This window comes from Corynebacterium halotolerans, from assembly GCF_050107895.1.
In the GTDB taxonomy this organism is placed as follows: Bacteria; Actinomycetota; Actinomycetes; order Mycobacteriales; family Mycobacteriaceae; genus Corynebacterium; species Corynebacterium halotolerans_B.
On sequence record NZ_JBNILW010000013.1, the window covers coordinates 28,018 to 45,889 of the forward strand.

12 protein-coding genes and 1 pseudogene are annotated in these 17,872 nt (G+C 65.5%); 1 reads left to right on the top strand and 12 read right to left on the bottom strand.

The window, feature by feature from the left end; all coding sequences use genetic code 11:
* Nucleotides 1-51: 51 nt before the first annotated feature.
* The 11 genes from ACQCVD_RS12220 to ACQCVD_RS12270 form a co-directional block, all read right to left on the bottom strand.
* Complete coding sequence (locus tag ACQCVD_RS12220) at nucleotides 52-1,062, bottom strand: ATP-grasp domain-containing protein (RefSeq protein WP_426824045.1); 1,011 nt, start codon at nucleotides 1,060-1,062, stop codon at nucleotides 52-54.
* Entirely contained in the window at nucleotides 1,059-2,210 is a 1,152-nt protein-coding gene (locus tag ACQCVD_RS12225) for a DegT/DnrJ/EryC1/StrS family aminotransferase (protein ID WP_426824046.1), read from the bottom strand. The genes ACQCVD_RS12220 and ACQCVD_RS12225 overlap by 4 nt, the downstream gene beginning before the upstream one ends.
* The gene (locus tag ACQCVD_RS12230; RefSeq protein WP_426824047.1) at nucleotides 2,207-3,988 is read right to left on the bottom strand and encodes a polysaccharide biosynthesis protein; all 1,782 of its coding nucleotides are present in this window, start codon (nucleotides 3,986-3,988) and stop codon (nucleotides 2,207-2,209) included. The genes ACQCVD_RS12225 and ACQCVD_RS12230 overlap by 4 nt, the downstream gene beginning before the upstream one ends.
* Before the next feature lie 1,133 nt (nucleotides 3,989-5,121).
* On the bottom strand, nucleotides 5,122-7,629 hold the full coding sequence (gene pheT / locus ACQCVD_RS12235; RefSeq protein ID WP_426824048.1) for a phenylalanine--tRNA ligase subunit beta: 2,508 nt from the start codon (nucleotides 7,627-7,629) through the stop codon (nucleotides 5,122-5,124).
* Between the two features lie 48 nt (nucleotides 7,630-7,677).
* Nucleotides 7,678-8,745 (bottom strand): phenylalanine--tRNA ligase subunit alpha, encoded by a 1,068-nt coding sequence (gene pheS / locus ACQCVD_RS12240; RefSeq protein WP_426824049.1) that lies wholly within the window; start codon nucleotides 8,743-8,745, stop codon nucleotides 7,678-7,680.
* 122 nt (nucleotides 8,746-8,867) lie between these two features.
* Nucleotides 8,868-9,695: a TrmH family RNA methyltransferase gene (locus ACQCVD_RS12245; RefSeq protein WP_426824050.1), complete on the bottom strand. Its 828-nt coding sequence runs from the start codon at nucleotides 9,693-9,695 to the stop codon at nucleotides 8,868-8,870.
* Between the two features lie 80 nt (nucleotides 9,696-9,775).
* Entirely contained in the window at nucleotides 9,776-10,219 is a 444-nt protein-coding gene (locus ACQCVD_RS12250) for an NINE protein (protein ID WP_426824051.1), read from the bottom strand.
* A gap of 321 nt (nucleotides 10,220-10,540) precedes the next feature.
* Nucleotides 10,541-10,924 (bottom strand): 50S ribosomal protein L20, encoded by a 384-nt coding sequence (rplT, locus tag ACQCVD_RS12255; RefSeq protein ID WP_426824052.1) that lies wholly within the window; start codon nucleotides 10,922-10,924, stop codon nucleotides 10,541-10,543.
* Between the two features lie 51 nt (nucleotides 10,925-10,975).
* Nucleotides 10,976-11,170: a 50S ribosomal protein L35 gene (gene rpmI / locus ACQCVD_RS12260; RefSeq protein WP_426824053.1), complete on the bottom strand. Its 195-nt coding sequence runs from the start codon at nucleotides 11,168-11,170 to the stop codon at nucleotides 10,976-10,978.
* Nucleotides 11,171-11,206: 36 nt separating this feature from the next.
* On the bottom strand, nucleotides 11,207-11,728 hold the full coding sequence (infC, locus tag ACQCVD_RS12265) for a translation initiation factor IF-3 (protein WP_426824109.1): 522 nt from the start codon (nucleotides 11,726-11,728) through the stop codon (nucleotides 11,207-11,209).
* Nucleotides 11,729-12,044: 316 nt separating this feature from the next.
* On the bottom strand, nucleotides 12,045-12,791 hold the full coding sequence (locus ACQCVD_RS12270) for a hypothetical protein (protein ID WP_426824054.1): 747 nt from the start codon (nucleotides 12,789-12,791) through the stop codon (nucleotides 12,045-12,047).
* A gap of 1,037 nt (nucleotides 12,792-13,828) precedes the next feature.
* Between ACQCVD_RS12270 and ACQCVD_RS12275 the strand changes: the two are divergent.
* Nucleotides 13,829-14,818, top strand: a pseudogene (locus ACQCVD_RS12275) (DUF2339 domain-containing protein); the annotation flags it as partial.
* A gap of 115 nt (nucleotides 14,819-14,933) precedes the next feature.
* On the opposite strand, the gene uvrA reads toward ACQCVD_RS12275, so the two are convergent.
* Nucleotides 14,934-17,789: an excinuclease ABC subunit UvrA gene (uvrA, locus tag ACQCVD_RS12280; protein ID WP_426824055.1), complete on the bottom strand. Its 2,856-nt coding sequence runs from the start codon at nucleotides 17,787-17,789 to the stop codon at nucleotides 14,934-14,936.
* Nucleotides 17,790-17,872 lie beyond the last annotated feature (83 nt).

Consider the following 17,872-nt stretch of genomic DNA (forward strand, 5'->3'; position numbering starts at 1 on the left):
GTCCTTGCCTGGTGACGAGGCTCCGGGTCTCTGCAAACGTGGTTGACGTACTCATGAGATCCTTCCCGCCTCCACAAATTTCCCGCCGATTACTCCGGCGTCAGCGGCCAACCACTCCTCGGCGACGGGGAGACCAGCGGCCCACGCAATGTAGGCATTGGGAATGCGCGCGCCTGCGAGATGAGAAAACGGGTATCCCCCGCCGAACCGGGGGTTGATGTCGATGACGAATGGCACGCCCGCTTTATTGATGATCACGTCAACATCGATGGTTCCTGGGTGTGGCACGGCCTGAGCTACGCGTCGGGCGAGCTGCTCGAACATCTGTCCCTCAACCGACTCAGCCCGGTCCGTTTCGCCTGAGCGCATGGCAATCTTCCGTCGGGCCAGGACACCTGCGAAGGTTCCCTCCAGGTCGCAGACGACATCAAGTCCGTATTCCTCACCCACAATTTGTTCCTGCACGATGACGAGATCCTCCGGCGGTATCTCCATCTGCTCGAGTGCCGGTTGACCTTGTCGGGTGGTGACTTCCCGGGCGGCCGCGGAGACCGCGGCCTCCAGGCCGAGGGCGTCAGTGAACCGGAGTCCTCGGGAGGCGCTACCGAATCTTCCCTTGGTCACGTACCGCGCATAGCGGCCACCGGAGTGGGACTTATCGCCTCCCAACCAGGTGCGGGGGTTAGTGACGTCGAACCGGTTCAGTACCTCCCCCATGGCGAACTTGTCCTCCACCAGGCCCTGGGTCTGCGGAGTCAGCCGAACCAGCGCCTCCCACTCCTGGGTACGGGGCAGTTGCGCCCATTCTGATAGCTCGAAGTCGTTGATCGAGACTGCGAGACCGATCTGCCGTTCCGCGAGCAGCTCGCCCAACCAGTTCCGGTAGCCGGGATCACCCACCCGGGGTGCCAGTACAAAATCATCGGCGACGGCCTGCGCCGGGGCCGTCGGGTCCAGGTCGGCGGCGATGATGGACCCGCTCTGCCCGTTGGCTGCGAGCGCCTCCCGGAACCACCGCACGAGGTAGGGACGGCGACCAACCGAAGAAAGCAGAATGTTCATCGTCGCCCCTCCAGAAATGTCCTGGTGGTCTCGAAGACGGTCTCACGTTCACGAGTGGTGAGAGCGGATCCACTCGGAAGTGACAGGCCCGTGGCGAATAGTCGCTCGCTCGTTCCGTCCACAAATGCCCGGCGCGAACCGTGGACCGGCTGCAGATGCATCGGCTTCCACAACGGACGGGCCTCGACGTTGTGGTCAGCGAGAAACAGCCGTAGGTCCTCGGCGTTGAATCCCGCCCGGTCCGGGTCGACGATGAGCGAGGTCAGCCAGAAGTTGTCCCGGGTTGCGCCGCCGTCAGCTCCGGAAGGCTCGCCGAAGACGTCCACCCCGGCCGCGTCGCGCACCAGTTCCCGGTAGTCCACTCGGAGCTGGCGGCGTCGTTCGATCATCTCTGCGAGGCGGGACAGCTGAGCTCGCCCGAGGGCTGCCAGCAGATTGGACATCCGGTAGTTGTAACCGATGTCGATGTGTTCGTAGTGGGCCACGGGTTGTCTGGCCTGTGTGGCCAGGTACCGCACCCGGTCGGCGATGTTGCCGTCATCGGTCAGCAGTGCGCCTCCCCCCGAGGTGGTCATGATCTTGTTTCCGTTGAAGGAGACCGCCGACATCACCCCGAAGGCTCCGGCGGATTGACCGTTGCGCACCGCGCCCAGTGACTCCGCTGCATCGGAGAGGACCACTGCCCCATGGCGTGAGGCGATGGTTCCGATCCGCTCCTGGTCGGCTATCTTCCCGAGCATGTCCACCGGCACGACAGCCTTGACGCTTCGGCCTTCAGCCGCGAGGGTCTCGAATGCCTGCTCGAGGAGGTCCGGGTTCATGTTTCCGGTCTCATCGGCATCCACGAAGACCGGTTCCGCACCCGTGTAGATGATTGCGTTGGCTGTGGCAGCGAACGTGAAGGTTGACGTGAGTACCACGTCGCCCGGTCCCACACCTGCGATCAACAACCCGAGATGCAGGGCAGCCGTTCCGGAGGAGAGGGTGACCGCATGGGATCTACCGCAGAAGGCGGAGAGTTCGGCCTCGAACGCGTCAACTTCCGGGCCCAAGGGCGCGATCCAACCGGAGCGCATCGCCCGGAGAAGGGCATCCTCCTCCAATTGGGTGACATCCGGAGAGGAAAGGTGGATCCGGGTACTGCTCATTGGGTGACCGCGCTTTCTTTTCTTTTGTTTCTGCCGAGTGCGGCCATGAAGTCATCTTCTTTTAAGTCAAGTGGCGAAATTATGCCGGCTTGCGCGTGTGAGATCTTGGGGTGGAAAGGACGTTCTTCGCTTTCCCCTTCGCCCACCAACTCTTCGTGCAGTTTCTCGCCCTCGCGGAGACCGGTGTAGATGATCTCGATGTCCTTGCCCGACAGGGCGATCATCCGCTGCGCGATGCTGAGGATGTTCACGGGTTCGCCCATGTCGAGGATCAACACCTCCCCCACCCGTCCGATGCCTCCTGCCTGCAGGACCAGCTGGCACGCCTCGGGGATGGTCATGAAGTAGCGCGTCACCTCCGGATGCGTCACTGTCAACGGTTTACCCTCCTCGATCAACCGCATGAACGTCGGCAGCATCGATCCGCGGCTCCCGATCACATTTCCGAAACGCACCGAGAGGTACCGCTTCCCGCTCCGGTGGCCGAACCCGGCGGTGAGCATCTCCGCGACCCGCTTGGAGTGCCCCAGTGTGCTGGTGGGGTTGGCCGCTTTATCCGTGGAGATATTGATGAAGGTCTCCACGTCGGCGGCCTCTGCAGCCTTGAGTGTGTTGAGGGTTCCCAGGACGTTGGTCTTCCACGCCTCCGCCGGATACTGCTCCAGCATGGGCAGATGCTTCAACGCTGCGGCGTGGAACACCACATCGGGCCGCCGGGAGCGGAAGATTCCCGTCAGTGCCTCGGAGTCCCGGATGTCCGCCAGGACGACGGAGTCCGTGTCCAGGAGCCCGTTCCCCTCCACGGCGATGAGCGCTCCCTGGAGTCCTGTCTCGTCCCGGTCCAGCATGATCAGCTCGCCGGGGGCGTATTTGGCGATCTCGACACACAACTGCGAGCCGATCGACCCGCCGGCACCGGTGACCAGGACCCGTTTACCCGTCAGGTACTCGGCTATTTCCGCCACCCCGGTTTCCACCGACTCCCGGCCGAGCAGATCCTCGATCGACAGATCCCTCAGATCATTGCCCCGCACGCCGTGGGTGACCACGTCCCCGAGGGGCGGCATGATCTTCACGGCCAGCCCGGTCCTGCCCGCCTGGTCCTGCACCCGACGCAGGAGCTGTGGTTCTGCGGCACTGATGGCGACAATCAGTACCTCCACGCCCGTGAGTTGGGCGACCCGCTCGATGTCGTCCAGCGTGCCCAGCACGGGGATCCCACGGATCCGGCCCCGCGACAGCTTGGGGTCGTCGTCGAGCACGCCGATCGGACGGAAGGCGGAGGACGGGTCGCGCATCATCCACTGGATCAGGTTGGCGCCGACGTAGCCGCCACCGAGGACCAGCACCCGGGTCGACCCGGAGCTGGGCCTGAGAGCCCGTTGCGTGAGGATTCTGGACAGGTAACGGACTCCGAGCATCATCACGAGCGCGAGGGGTGTGGCGATCAGCATCTTCCCCCGGGAGATCTGCCATTCGGAGCCGAAGATCAGGGAGACGATGAACAGCAGGCCGCCCACGACGCCCGCGACCGCACCGACCGCGGACACCTCCTCGAATGCCACCGCCCAGGACCGCTGCTTCCTCCGGTAGATGCGCAGCAGGGATCCCAAGGCGAACTGCAGGGACACCGCAGCCAGGGAGAACCACAGACACATGTCCAGGTGCACCTTGCTGATCTCGAATTCATAGCGCAGCACCGCAGCAATGTGGATGGCGGCGGTCCAGGCGGTCGCATCGAGGAGGAAGAGGATCCCCCCGACGGAAAGCCAGTTCAATGGTGGTCTGGTTGTCTTCTGTTCCGGAATCAGGGCCATGTCGGTGCTCCGTCAGTTGAGGGGGAGAACCCGCCGGTGGAGCGGTGGGGCGGGAGGCCGCCGCCCAATGCCCGGGGAGCCGAACAGCCGGCACGCTGGATTCGGACGCCGGAGATGGCACTTTCCCGGGTCGAGAAGGAACGGACCGTCGGTGGATTATCGTTTTTAGATGTCATCATTTATTCCACACTTCCCGAAATGCCGGAACCGTAATAGTTCCCGACAGGACAATGCGACTGTTTCTGAGAACATTTCTAATGGATGATTTCACCCGCATTTAGGTACCCTTTCCCGGAAGTTCCAGCCTTTAATGGTCGCACCACAATGCACTTCAGGAAGTGGAAATAAAGGTGTGACCAGCGGTAAGTACTACCACTTCGGAATTCTCCCTCTTCCTGTCGATATTTGAGCATAAGTTTTGCCTGAATTGAAGAGGATCGAAAAGGAACTACTTTTCTCGGGGGTACTTTCTCTGGAGAATCGGCAAGTAACAGCACCTCCTCAAATTATGAGGGCACCCCCGAAGACTTTTAGCAGGCGAGACCGGAGCGGAAAATTGAATATCTCGCTGCAGAAGTTAAATGATTCTCAGCCGTAAGAATAACGCCCCCATAAACAGGGTCCCCCAGTTTTTGGCGGACCGGGTCGGGTCCACCACAGAGAACGCGTGGCTCAGCAGCGCGCGGACAGAGCAGCCCGGTGCACCCGTTGTAACCCGTCCACAGCAATGCCGCCTGAATGAACGACAGCCGGAAAAGAGGATCGAGTCCCGGGAAGGTGACCACCGGGCACCAACCGGCGGTCACGCAACGCCCACTGGACAGCGACTCCCCCTCGTCGCCGGCTTGTCTGTTCCAGGCAGCTTCGCCTATTCGACAGCTGCGAACACAGTTGCCCCGACCGCCGCACACCCCTACCCCAGGTGTCCCCTGCGCGGCCCGGGCGTCGGTAGCCGGAGCTTCCATCGGGCACCAGGACGACTTCCCCCGAATCCGCCCACCGGCTGGCCCATATGTTCCGGAAACAACCCGGCCCGGTCACCTCCCCGCGGAACGCGGAGGCAACCGGGCCAGCTTCAAAGCGATGGAGAACTATCAGGCGCGCATCTCGGCGCCCACCTTCTGCTTCGCCAGTTCTGCGGCGCGCAGTCGCGCCTCGTTGGCTTCCTCATCGGTCAACGTCCGGTCATCCGCCCGGAAGAGCAGTGAGAAAGCCAGCGACTTCTTGTCCTCACCCAGCTGCCCGGAACGGTAGACGTCGAAGAGCTCCACCGCTTCCAGCAGTGCACCGGCACCTTCGGCGACGATGCCACGCACCTGCTCGGCCGGCACACTCTCCTCCACCACCAGGGCGATGTCCTGGTGCAGTGCCGGGAAGGAGGACAGCACCGGGGCCGGCAGGGATTCCTGCAGCGGCAGTGCCGTGAGGTCGAGCTCCATGGCGCAGGTGCGCGCGGGCAACTCGAGCCGCTCGAGCACCTGGGGGTGCAGCTCACCGGCGTAGCCGACGATCTCGCCGTTCACCTTCAGCGCGGCACAGCGGCCGGGGTGCCACGGCAGCTGCTCGGCGTTGGCCACCTCCAGTTCCACGTCTGCGGCCCGGGCCACGATGCGGGCGGATTCGATGGCGTCGGCGTAGCTATAAGCGGTGCCGGCCCCCCAGGGTCCGCTCTGATCCAGGTCACCGGTACCCACAGTGGCCACGTGGAGGGGCTGGACCGGCAGGGTGCCGAGCAGCTGCTGCACGGTGGCGTCGTTCGGGCGGTTGGCCACCGAGGGCATCGGTGACCCTGTGCCGCGGTCGAAGGCGACCTGCTGCAGGCCGAAGAGCGTGACGTCAGCGCGCCCCCGGGCGACATTGCGGGACACGGCATCCAGCATCGAGGGCAGCAGCGTGGTGCCGAGGACAGAGTGGTCCGCCTCCAGCGGGTTCTGCACCTTCACGACGTTGCGGCGGGGGTCATTGGCGTCCAGGCCCCAGACATCGAAGGTGTCGTCCGCGATGAAGGGGCTCGGCAGGATCTCCGCGTAACCGTTGTACGCCAGGGAGTGGCCGACGGCACGGCGGCGCCGCTGGGCCGGAGTCAGGCCGCGGCCGCCCACCGGGGTCGGCAGAACCGTCGGGATGTCCTCCAGTCCTTCCAGGCGCAGCACCTCCTCCACCAGGTCCGCGGACATGGTCAGATCGTTGCGCCAGGTGGGTGGGACCACCTGCAGGGTGCCCGCCCCGTCGCTGTCGGCGGTGCAGCCGACCTCCTCCAGACGGGCAACCACGGTTTGCTCGCTGTACTCCACCCCCGCCAGTCGCGAGGGGTGGGAGGCGGACATCGTGATGGTCGGCATCGCCGGTACTCCACCGACCAGGGTGCGGCCGGAGGCCACGGTGCCGCCGGCGATCTCCACGAGCAGCGTCGCGGCGTAGTCCAGGGCGACCTCGACGGCCGCGGCGTCGACACCGCGTTCGAAACGGCGGGACGCTTCGGAGCTGAGCTTGTGGCGGCGCGAGGTCCGGGCGACGGTGATCGGGTCCCAGACCGCGGACTCGAAGTAGACGTCGGTGGTCTGGTCCGAGATCTCGGAGGTCACCCCGCCCATCACGCCGGCCAGGGACTGGATGCCGGTGTCGTCGCAGATGACCACGTCCTCGTCGGAGAGTTCGCGCTTGACGTGGTCGAGGGTTTCGAACTTCTCCCCCTCGTGCGCGTTACGCACCACCAGATCCCCGGCGATCAGGTTGGCGTCGAAGGCGTGCATCGGCAGGCCCAGCAGCAGCATGACGTAGTTGGTCACGTCCGTGGCGGCGTTGACCGGGCGTTGCCCGGAGAGCATCAGCTCGCGTTGCAGCCAGTACGGCGACTCCGCCTTCGGGTCGATGCCGGTGACCTTGCGGAGACCGAAGCGGACCGCCTTGGTCTCCTCGCGCAGGTCGATCGCGATCAGCTCACCGTCGACTGCCGGGACCTTGAGTTCCACCCCGGCGACCTCGGGCACCAGTGCCGGATCAGTGTAGGTGAGGTTGAAGGCGGAGGCGATCTCCCGGGACAGGCCCCGGGCGGAGAGCGCGTAACCGCGGTCCGGGGTCACGTTGACGTCAAAGACGGTGTCTGCCAGGCCGATCAGGGGGCGGGCGTCGTCGCCCGGCTCACCGTAGTCGTCGGAGAGGGTGATGATGCCGGAGTTCTGCTTGTCCGTCAGACCCAACTCGGCGGCCGAGCAGATCATGCCCGCGGAGGTCCTGCCGTAAGTCTCCCGGGCGGAGATGGCGAAGTCGCCGGGCAGGACAGCTCCGGGCAGGCAGACCACGACGAGGTCGCCCTCGGCGAAGTTGCGGGCACCGCAGACGATGGACTGCAGCTCACCGGTACCGTTGGCCTGGCCGACATCGACGTGGCAGTGGCGGATCGGCTTCTTGAAGCCGGTGAGCTCCTCGATCTGCGCGACGCGACCGAGCACCAGCGGGCCGGTCGTTTCGGGGATGGCCTCATATCCCTCGGTCTCGAAGCCGACGCGCACGTATCCGGCATCCAGGTCAGCGGCGGAAACGGACCAGTGGGGGTTGGCATGGCGCAGCAGGCCCGTCACCCAGTTATGTGCAATGAGCATGGTGAATGATCTCCTTCGGAGGAAAGTATTCGGCGGGTGGACGAAGCTCTAGGCGCGGACGCCGAAGGGCAGGGTGAAACGGACGTCGCCCTCGACCATGTCGCGCATGTCGGACAGGCCGTTGCGGAACTGCAGGGTGCGTTCCAACCCCATGCCGAAGGCGAAGCCGGTGTATTCCTCCGGGTCGATCCCGACGGCGGTCAACACGTTGGGGTTGACCATGCCGCAGCCGCCCCACTCGATCCAGCCGGCGCCACCCTGCTTGTTCGGGAACCACACGTCGACCTCCGCGGAGGGTTCGGTGAACGGGAAGTAGTTCGCCCGCATCCGGGTCGTGGTGTCCGGTCCGAACAGGGTCTTGGCCAGGTGGTCCAGGGTGCCGCGCAGATGGGCCATGGTCAGCCCCTTATCCACGGCCAGCCCCTCGATCTGGTGGAAGACCGGGGTGTGCGTGGCGTCCAGTTCATCGGTGCGGAAGACGCGACCGGGGCAGGCGATGTAGAGCGGGACGTCCCGGTCGAGCATGGCGCGGACCTGGACCGGGGAGGTGTGGGTGCGCAGCACCTGTCGGGAATCTGCCGCCCCCACGTGGAAGGTGTCCTGCAGCGTGCGGGCCGGGTGGTCCGGCAGGAAGTTCAGGGCGTCGAAGTTGAAGTACTCCGCCTCCACCTCGGGTCCGTCCTCGATCTCCCAGCCCATGCCGATGAAGATGTCCGCGATCCGCTCACTCAGGGTGGTGATCGGATGCAGGGCACCGGTCTGCCGACGGGTCGTCGGCACGGTGACGTCCACGCGCTCTGCCCGCAGCGTTTCAGCGAGGTGCTTGGCCTCCAGCACCTTCTTCACCTCGGCGAACTGCTTTTCGACGCGGCCACGTGCCATGTTGACCAGGCGACCGGCGTCCTTGCGCTCGGCCTTGGGCAGGGAACCCAGCGCGCGACGGGCCTGCGGAATCGGTGCGGCATCGCCCAGGTGCGACCGGCGGGCCTCCTCCAGCGCCGTGAGGTCGGGGGCCGCGTCAAACGCCGCGATGGCCTGCTCCGCGGCGCTACTCAGGCCCTCCTCGGTCACGTCGACTTCGGGGTTGTCGGTCTTGTTCTCAGGCTGTTCAGACACCGTGTCTTTCCCGATCCTTCTACTCGTATGGCCTCGTGGTTGACCCGTTCATCATACCCAGCCCGGTGCTCCTCCGTTGCGGTGACCATCCGGTGCCCGTGGTTCCTCCGCTCCGCAGGCGGTTATTCCCGGGTGTCGCGGGCCGCGGCCTGGACCTTGGCGGACTCATAGAGACAGATTGACGCCGCCGTGGCCAGATTCAGGGATTCGGCGCGGCCGCGGATGGGGATCCGGACCCGGTGGTCCGCCTTCGCCAGCAGCTCGGGCCCGAGGCCGTGGGCCTCATTGCCGAAGAGCCAGGCGGTGGGCTGCGCCAACAGTTCCTCGGCGTCATCCAGGTCGACGTCCCCGTCCGCCGCCGTAGCCAGGATGTTCAACCCCTTGGAACGCAACTGTCCCAATACATCATCGATGTTGGCCTGCCGGGCGACCGGGACGTGGAACAACGATCCCGCGGAGGATCGTGCCACCTTGCCGCCGAGCGGGTCCACGGTGTCCCCCGTGAAAATCACCGAATCCGCCCCCATCGCATCCGCCAGCCGGATCAGCGTTCCCGCGTTGCCGGGTTCCCGGGTTTCCACCGGTACGCTGACCAGCTCCGGATTGCCCTGCAGCGCCTTCCCGACGGTCCACAGCACCGGCTCACACACCGCGAACAGCCCGGTGGTGGTCACCGTGTCACTGAGGGAGCTCGCGGCCTTCTCCGTGATCGGGTGGGTGTACACGCCCATGTAACCGGCGGTTTTCAGGATCTCGCTGAAGCGATCCGCGGCGGTCTCGGTGACGAACACGTCGCGTGCCGCCCCGGTGGCGATCGCTGCCTCGACGCTGTTCTCCCCCTCCACCAGAAACGCGTTCTGCTTGCGGCGGGACGCCGCCCGGTGCAGTTTGGCGGCGTTGACCACCCGCGGGGTTCTCTCGGTGAAAGCTTCGGCGAAATCCAGGTTCATGGCTACCAAGGATAGCCCCGCCAATGACAAACCCGGCTGCCGGGGCACTGACGCCCCTGGGCAGCCGGGTTCGGCCCGGCCTAGTCCAACCGGAGACCGTTGGCGTCGGTGGCGTACTTGCCGCCGCGCACCAGGATCATGAGGAATTCGATGAAGGCCCAGATCTGCACGGCGAAGATCACCGGGAGCCCGATGATGATGAAAGCGGTGACCCAACCGGCCAGGTAGAGCACCAACTGGGTGAGGCCGCGGTTCCGGTAGCCGAGGTAGAAGTTGTGCGCACCGAAGGAGCCCAGGAAGAAGGCGAGCACGGCCGCGACAACCCAGGACTTGGGCGCGGCGTAGGGCATGGGCTGGTAGCCGCCGTAGTTCTGCACGGGTCCACCCTGGTACTGGGGTTGACCGTACATCGGCTGCTGGTAACCTGCCTGCGGGTTCGCGAACGGCTGTTGCTGATACCGGCTGCTGCCGGACACCGGCAGTCCGTCGCTGTCATACTGCTGTTCACCATAGGGGTAGGTCATCGGGGATCCTTTCAGTTGGGCCGTGCGAGCGGCGGAGGAAGTCCGCGGCTCCGGATTCTTCCCGGGAGGGTCGGACTGTCATCTGATTCTGCCCCTGAGCTTATCGTCCCCGAGGGACATCCGGCATCAGGAAGCACCCTGATTTCTCCCGGAGTTCGAAATATCGTTCGGCCACTCCCCGACCCCGGCCCCTGCCCCGGTGACGGTGACCGACGGGGACCCGGCGGAGCGTCGGCAAGCCCGAAAACAGAGAAGACCGGGTGCCCGGACTCTTGTCCGGGCACCCGGTCTACCTTCCGCGCGGTGCGCGAACTATGGCGCTTAGGCGGCCTTCGGGGCGTTAACGTCCTCCGGCAGGGCAGCCTTGGCGGCCTCGCAGATGGTGGAGAACGTCGCGAAGTCGTTGACGGCCAGCTCGGCGAGGATCTTGCGGTCAACCTCGATCTCAGCCAGGCGCAGGCCCTGGATGAGACGGTTGTAGGTGATGTCGTTCATGCGGGCAGCGGCGTTGATGCGCTGGATCCACAGCTTGCGGAACTCGGACTTACGCTGCCGGCGATCGCGGTAGGCGTAGGTCATGGAGTGCAGCCACTGCTCCTTGGCCTTACGGTAGAGGCGGGAGCGCTGGCCGCGGTAGCCCTTGGCGGACTTCAGGATTTCGCGACGCTTCTTCTGGGCGTTAACGGACCGCTTGACACGTGCCACGGTGATACTTCCTTAAAACGTTTGAGATGGATTAGTGGACGAGCGAACCAGTTAGGCCTTGCCGAGCAGACGCTTCATGCGCTTGACGTCGGCCGGAGCGACGTCGACAGTGCCCTTCAGACGACGGGTGCGGGTGGAGGGCTTGCCCTCGAGGAGGTGGCGGCGGCCAGCCTGCTCGCGACGCAGCTTGCCGGAGCCGGAGATCTTCACGCGCTTGGCGGTACCCTTGTGGGTCTTCTGCTTCATGAGAATTAAGTCCTTAAATCCCTGTAGTGGTTACTGTTACTTCTTGCCCTTGCGGACCGGACCGAGAACCATGGTCATGTTGCGGCCATCCTGCTTGGCACGGGTCTCGACGACGCCGTACTCGGCGACGTCATCAGCCAGACGCTCCAGGAGGCGGAAACCCAGCTCCGGACGCGACTGCTCACGGCCGCGGAACATGATGGTCACCTTGACCTTGGATCCCTTCTCCAGGAACCGGATCACATTACCCTTTTTCGTCTCATAATCGTGGGAGTCGATCTTGGGACGAAACTTCTGCTCCTTGACGACAGTCTGCTGCTGGTTCTTGCGGGACTCGCGGGCCTTCTGGGCCTGCTCGTACTTGAACTTTCCGTAGTCCATGATCTTCGCCACCGGGGGCTTGGCGTTCGGTGCGACCTCAACCAGGTCGAGATCTGCATCAAAGGCAAGCTTGCGGGCGTCATCGGTTCGGACGATGCCAACCTGCTCGCCGCTGGGACCTACAAGACGGACCTCGGGAACTCGGATTCGCTCATTAATGCGAGCTTCAGCGCTGATGTGTACTCCTCAAGTAGCTTGGGTAAGAATTCACGTACCGCACCACAAGCAGAGAGCTTCACCGACACGAAAAACCCGTGCACCTCAAGGTGCACGGGAGATCTCATCGGGACTAGTCAGTGAGCCGGATCCGGGTGGACCACATCACCACTACTAGCCTTGACCTGTGTCCAACCGAAGGCTCGGCGGCATAAGGTGGGAAGATCTCCTCTTGCGGCCCAGACGATGGAGATATCGCCCAGGCGGTAGTGAGAGATACCTTAACACCGGTCGCGGACAAGCACAAGCCACCGCGGTGGCGGGACCACGGGCCCGGTCAGATGTCGTCCCGGTGTTCGAGCACCACCGCTGCTCCGGAACCACCCCGGCAGGTGAAGGAGCCCGCTCCTTCAGCGCTGCAGCTCATCTGATAGCTCTCACCGGTGACCGGACTGGCCACGGTCACGCTCTGCGAGTGCTCCGAACCCGCGTGATCGGCCATGGCGACCGCCACGTTCTCGGCGAAGGGGCAGCTGGTGGCCGCGGTTCCGGCGTAGATCCGCCAGGTGACGTTGGCGGCGCACTGCTCCGCGGCGGCCGGTGCCCGGAACCGGACGGGATCCACCGTGGTGGACATCTCCGGTTCGCTTGCCGGGACAGACTCCTCCCGCGTCGGCGGCGGCATCGTCATGGACACCGACGGTGGTGTGCTGAGCGGTACGGAGGTCACTGACCCTGCCGGCTCCGGGGAGGGCGCCGGCGGCGGCACCGGATCCGCCCCGGTGCTCTCCGTCGGGGCAGCGGCCACCGGACTTCCCGCCGGCATACCCGGGTTGTTGAACATGCCGTACAACAGGGCCGCAGAGAGTATCAGGACGCCGACGAGGAAGGTCAGTACGGCGACGATGCGCATCGGACGCCCCCTGCCGACCGGGGCGCGCCGCACACCGGTGTCCCAGGGGTTCACCGGAGAGCCGGCGGCGATCCGGGACCGCACCAGCGCGGCGTCGACCGGCTCAAAGGACCGGGTCCGCGGCGCCGGGTCGGCGCCCGGCTGATTCTGGTGTGCGTCGTGCGGCGGCATGCGGGTCATCTTAGCTGCCGTTCATCTCGGTTCCGAAACGAAACCCGTGGTTGCCCCGCCCCCGGTGAGCTGGCCCGCTAATGTCCCGGTACATGGGAGAACATCGCATCACCGATCTCGAACTGCGCACCGTCGCGGCAAAGCTACGGGCCGCCGAACCGGCTGTCGCTGAGTCGCGGCTGCTGCTCGAGGAGCTGTCGGGAAGGGCCACAGGTCCCGCTCGGCCGGGTCTTCCGGACCGGCCGGTGCCGCCCACCGCCCCACCTCATGTCACCGTCCCAGGCCCCCACGGCCGCGGAGTCCCGGCTGGGGGTGGGCCGCCCACTGCCGCGTCGCCGATGGCGGACGCCGCCGCCCTGCCTGACTATCCCCGGGACCGGCACCGGGCCGCCCCGCCCGCCCCTGACACCCCGCCGGGGGCACCAGCGCCGGTCCAGGCACCGGGTGTGCCGCCTCGAACCCCGCTGACCCTGGAGCAGAAGGTGATCCGCGGCATCGCCATCGGTGGTGCGGTCATCACGGTGATCGGCGTGGCGCTGCTGATCGCGCTGGCCATTCAGAATGGCTGGCTGGGCCCGCTCGGCCGGGTTCTGCTCACGGCCGTTCTCGGTGGGGTCCTGCTCGGGGCGGGCCTGCGCCTCAACTCCCGGTCCGCCGCCACCACGGGTGTCACTGCTCTGGTGACCACGTCCTATCTGGTGTTCTCACTGTTGGTCATCAGCCTCGTCCACTGGCTCGAGTGGTGGCCGGAGCTTCCGGGAGCTCTCGTTCTGGTGGCCATCCACGGCATCTACCTGTGGCTGGCGCGTCATCTGGAACGGGTGTGGCTGAGTTATGCGGTGGCCCTCGTGGGTAGCTTCATCGCCGTCTCGTACCTTTCCCCCGCCCCGGACACCTGGCCGGTGACGATCCTCCCCCTCCTCGCTCTGGTTGCGACGGTCCGCTCCAACTGGCTCACCACACGGGTGATCGCCGGTTTCGGAGCGGTCCTGGTGCAGTTGATCCTCGCGGATTTCGTGGCCCCACAGGATTCCGTGATGTGGAACGCGCTGGCCGTTGCGGCGATCCTGGCTTTCACCGTGATCGGCCTGGTCGACCGCTTCGCCAGCTTCTCCGGGGCACCTGGTGATACGGCGACGCCCGTCCGTCCCGGTGGGGCGACGCCGCCCTCGGACTGGGCGCTGACACAGCGGCGGCACCTGGTCGGCGACCCCAATATCGTCCTTCTGGCGATTCCGGTGGTGCTCCTGGCGGTTCAGCTGGGTTTCACCCGCTGGTCGCCCTTCATCTGGCTGGTTCCGGCCCTCGCCGCGGTCATCGCGGGTCTCGGGCTCTACTTCCGCAGCCGGTCCGAGGTACTGGTCGGGCTGTGTGCGGTGCCGGTCTCCTTCGTCGTCATCTGGGGTGCGGTTCCGCCCCTCGGCCAGCTCGCCCCCTGGTCCTCCGATGTGGTCCTGGGTCTGTACCTCGTGCTTGCGCTGGGATTCGTGGCCTGGTTGTCCACGGCGAACCGCTTCGGGCGCACGCCCTGGGTGGTGTGGCTGGCGGCCCTGCTGATCATGACGGGCCTGTGGGGCGGCGATGTCGTGGGCAAGGCTCCCCTATGGCTGACCGGCCCCGCCGCCGCTGTACTCGCGGTTCTGCTGGCCCTCCTGATCACCCTCGCGGCACTGCGTTTCCGGGCGTTCGCCATCTTCGACACCTGGGCACAGGTGCTCGGTGGTGTGCTCGGGTTGTACCTGTCGATGCTGGTGGTGGTGACCTTCGGCACCTTCCTCGGCGAGCTGATCGGCGGGGCCACCGGAATGTGGTTGGGCTACCTGCTGGGGCACACCGCCGTGTCGGTCGCGTGGATGATTCTCGCTGCGGTCGTGCTCCTTGCCCGGACCCCGTTGGACGACCGCAGCGAGCTGGGCATCGGGGTACTGCTGGCCGCCGCAGCCACCACCAAACTGGTGTTCTTCGACCTCAGCGCGCTGTCGGGGATCCCCCGGGTCATCGCCTTCCTGGTCTGTGGTGTCGCCCTCCTGGCCATCGCGGCGATGCGGAGCCGCCGCCCCGGCACCGGGGACCCGGTAGACGCCCCGGCGACCTCCCCCCGCCGGGAACTCCCCCGTCGCCGGGAATCCACCGGAATAGAAACTACGCCGGCAGGACCTTCTGCAGGAATTGACCGGTGTAGGAACCGCTCACCTTGGCGACGTCCTCCGGGGTTCCCTCTGCGACCACGGTGCCGCCCCCGGCACCACCCTCGGGCCCCATGTCGATGACCCAGTCCGCAGCCTTGATCACGTCGAGGTTGTGCTCGATGATCAGCACCGAGTTGCCCTTGTCCACCAGGCTCTGGACCACCAGCATCAACTTGCGGATGTCCTCGAAGTGCAGTCCCGTGGTCGGCTCGTCCAGGATGTAGATGGTCCGCCCGTTGGAGCGCTTCTGCAGCTCCGCAGCGAGCTTGACGCGCTGGGCCTCACCCCCGGAGAGCGTGGTGGCGGCCTGTCCCAGGCGGACGTACCCGAGGCCGACCTCCGTGAGCGTGTTCAGGTAGCGGTGGATCGAGCTGATCGGTTCGAAGAAGTCCGTGGCCTCGGAGATCGGCATGTCGAGGACCTCGGCGATGTTCTTCCCCTTGTACCGCACCTCCAGGGTCTCCCGGTTGTAGCGGGCACCACCGCACACCTCGCAGGGCACGTAGACGTCCGGCAGGAAGTTCATCTCGATCTTGATCGTGCCGTCACCCCGGCAGGCCTCGCAGCGCCCGCCCTTGACGTTGAAGGAGAACCGGCCCGCCTTGTAACCGCGGACCTTTGCCTCCGTCGTCTCCGCGAACAGATTGCGGATCTTGTCGAACACGCCCGTGTAGGTGGCCGGGTTCGACCGCGGGGTGCGGCCGATCGGTGACTGGTCCACCTGCACCAGCTTGTCCAGGTGATCCATCCCCTCGACCCGCTTCGCCCGGCCCGGCACCTGGCGGGCCCGGTTGAGGGTGTTGGCCAGCTGCTTGGCCAGGATCTGGTTGATCAGCGTCGACTTTCCGGAGCCCGAGACCCCGGTGATACAGGCGAGCACCCCGAGCGGAATGGTCACGTCCACCTGCCGGAGGTTGTTCTCCCGCGCCCCGACGACCTTGAGTACGCGCTCCTGATCGATCTCCCGGCGGTGCTCCGGCACCGCCAGCTCCCGCCGCCCCGACAGGTAGGCGCCCGTCAGGGATCCCTCAACCTCGAGAACACCCTCCGGCTCACCTTCGTAGACGACTTCACCGCCGTACTCGCCGGCCCGCGGCCCGATGTCCACCAGCCAGTCGGCGGAACGGATGGTGTCCTCGTCATGTTCCACCACGACCAGTGTGTTACCCAGGTCGCGCAGCTTTTCCAGGGTGGCGATCAGACGCTGGTTGTCTCGCTGGTGCAGACCGATGGACGGCTCGTCGAGCACGTAGAGTACGCCCGCCAGACCGGAGCCGATCTGGGTGGCCAGGCGGATTCGCTGAGCTTCGCCACCCGACAGGGTCCCGGCGGCACGACTCAGCGTGAGATACGTCAGTCCGACGTCATTGAGGAAGCGCAGCCGGGCCTGGATCTCCTTGAGCACCGCTCCCGCGATGACCTTCTCCCGGCTCCCCAGCACCAGGCTGTCCAGGAATTCGGTGGCGTCCTCGATGGACAGGTCCGTGAGACCGGCGATCGACAGCTCCCCCTGAGAGGTGGATGCCAGCCGTACGGCCAGGATCTCCGGCTTGAGCCGGGCACCCTCACAGGTCGGGCAAGGCACTTCCCGGGTGTAGGCGAGGAAACGCTCCTTGGCGTGCTCGGACTCCGCCTCCTCGAGCTTCCGCTCGATCCATCCCATCACGCCCTCGAAGGGCGCGGTCCAGCTGCGGATACGGCCGAACCGGTTCTTGTAGCGGACGCTGACCTCGGTCTTCGTTCCCTTGACCAGGGCCTTGCGTTGCGCGGCGGTGAGCTTCGAATAGGGGGTTTCCGGATCGAAGTCCATCGCCTTGGCCAGCCCCTCGATCAACTTCTCGAAGTAGCGGCTGTTGGGGCTGGAATTCCAGGGCTGCACCGCCTTGGTCGTCGGCGCATCGGGATCCGGGATGATCAGGTCGATGTCGACCTCGGTGCGGGTGCCCAGGCCGTCACAGGCCGGGCACGCGCCGTAGGGCGAGTTGAAGGAGAAGGCCCGCGGCTCGAGCTCATCGAGTTCGATGGTGTGGCCGTTCGGACAGGAGATCTTCTCGGAGAACCGCCGGATGCGGTTCGGGTCATCCTCCGCCAGGCCGACGAACTCCAGGACGACCACCCCGTCGGCGATGCCCAGTGCCGTCTCCACGGAGTCGGTGAGCCGCTGCCGCTGGGTCTCCTTGACCTGGAGCCGGTCCACCACGACGTCAATGTCATGTTTGATCTGCTTTTCCAGCTTGGGCGGATCCGAGAGCTGGTGGACCGCGCCATCCACCCGCACCCGGGAATAACCCTGTGCGGCGAGATCCGCGAACAGGTCGACGAACTCACCCTTGCGGGTACGCACGACCGGTGCGAGCACCTGGAACTTCAGCCCCTGCTCCAGGTCCATGACCTGGTCGACGATCTGTTGCGGGGTCTGCCGCTCGACCTTGGCGTCACAGACCGGACAGTGCGCGGTACCCGCTCGGGAGAACAACAGGCGCAGGTAGTCATAGACCTCGGTGATGGTGCCCACCGTGGAGCGCGGATTCCGGTTGGTCGACTTCTGGTCGATGGCCACCGCCGGGGACAGCCCCTCGATGAAATCCACATCGGGTTTGTCCATCTGCCCCAGGAAGAGCCGCGCATAGCTGGACAGGGACTCGACATACCGGCGCTGCCCCTCGGCAAAGATGGTGTCAAACGCCAAGGAGGACTTACCGGACCCGGAGAGTCCGGTGAACACGACCATTGAGTCGCGGGGCAGGTCAATGTTGACGCTCTTGAGATTGTGTTCGCGTGCACCACGCACGACGAGACGATCAGCCACGGCAGGATCCAGCCCTTCTGGAAGACTCTTCACTGGAGAAACAAGTTCGAACATATCAACGAGTGGGGACATTGTGCCACTTG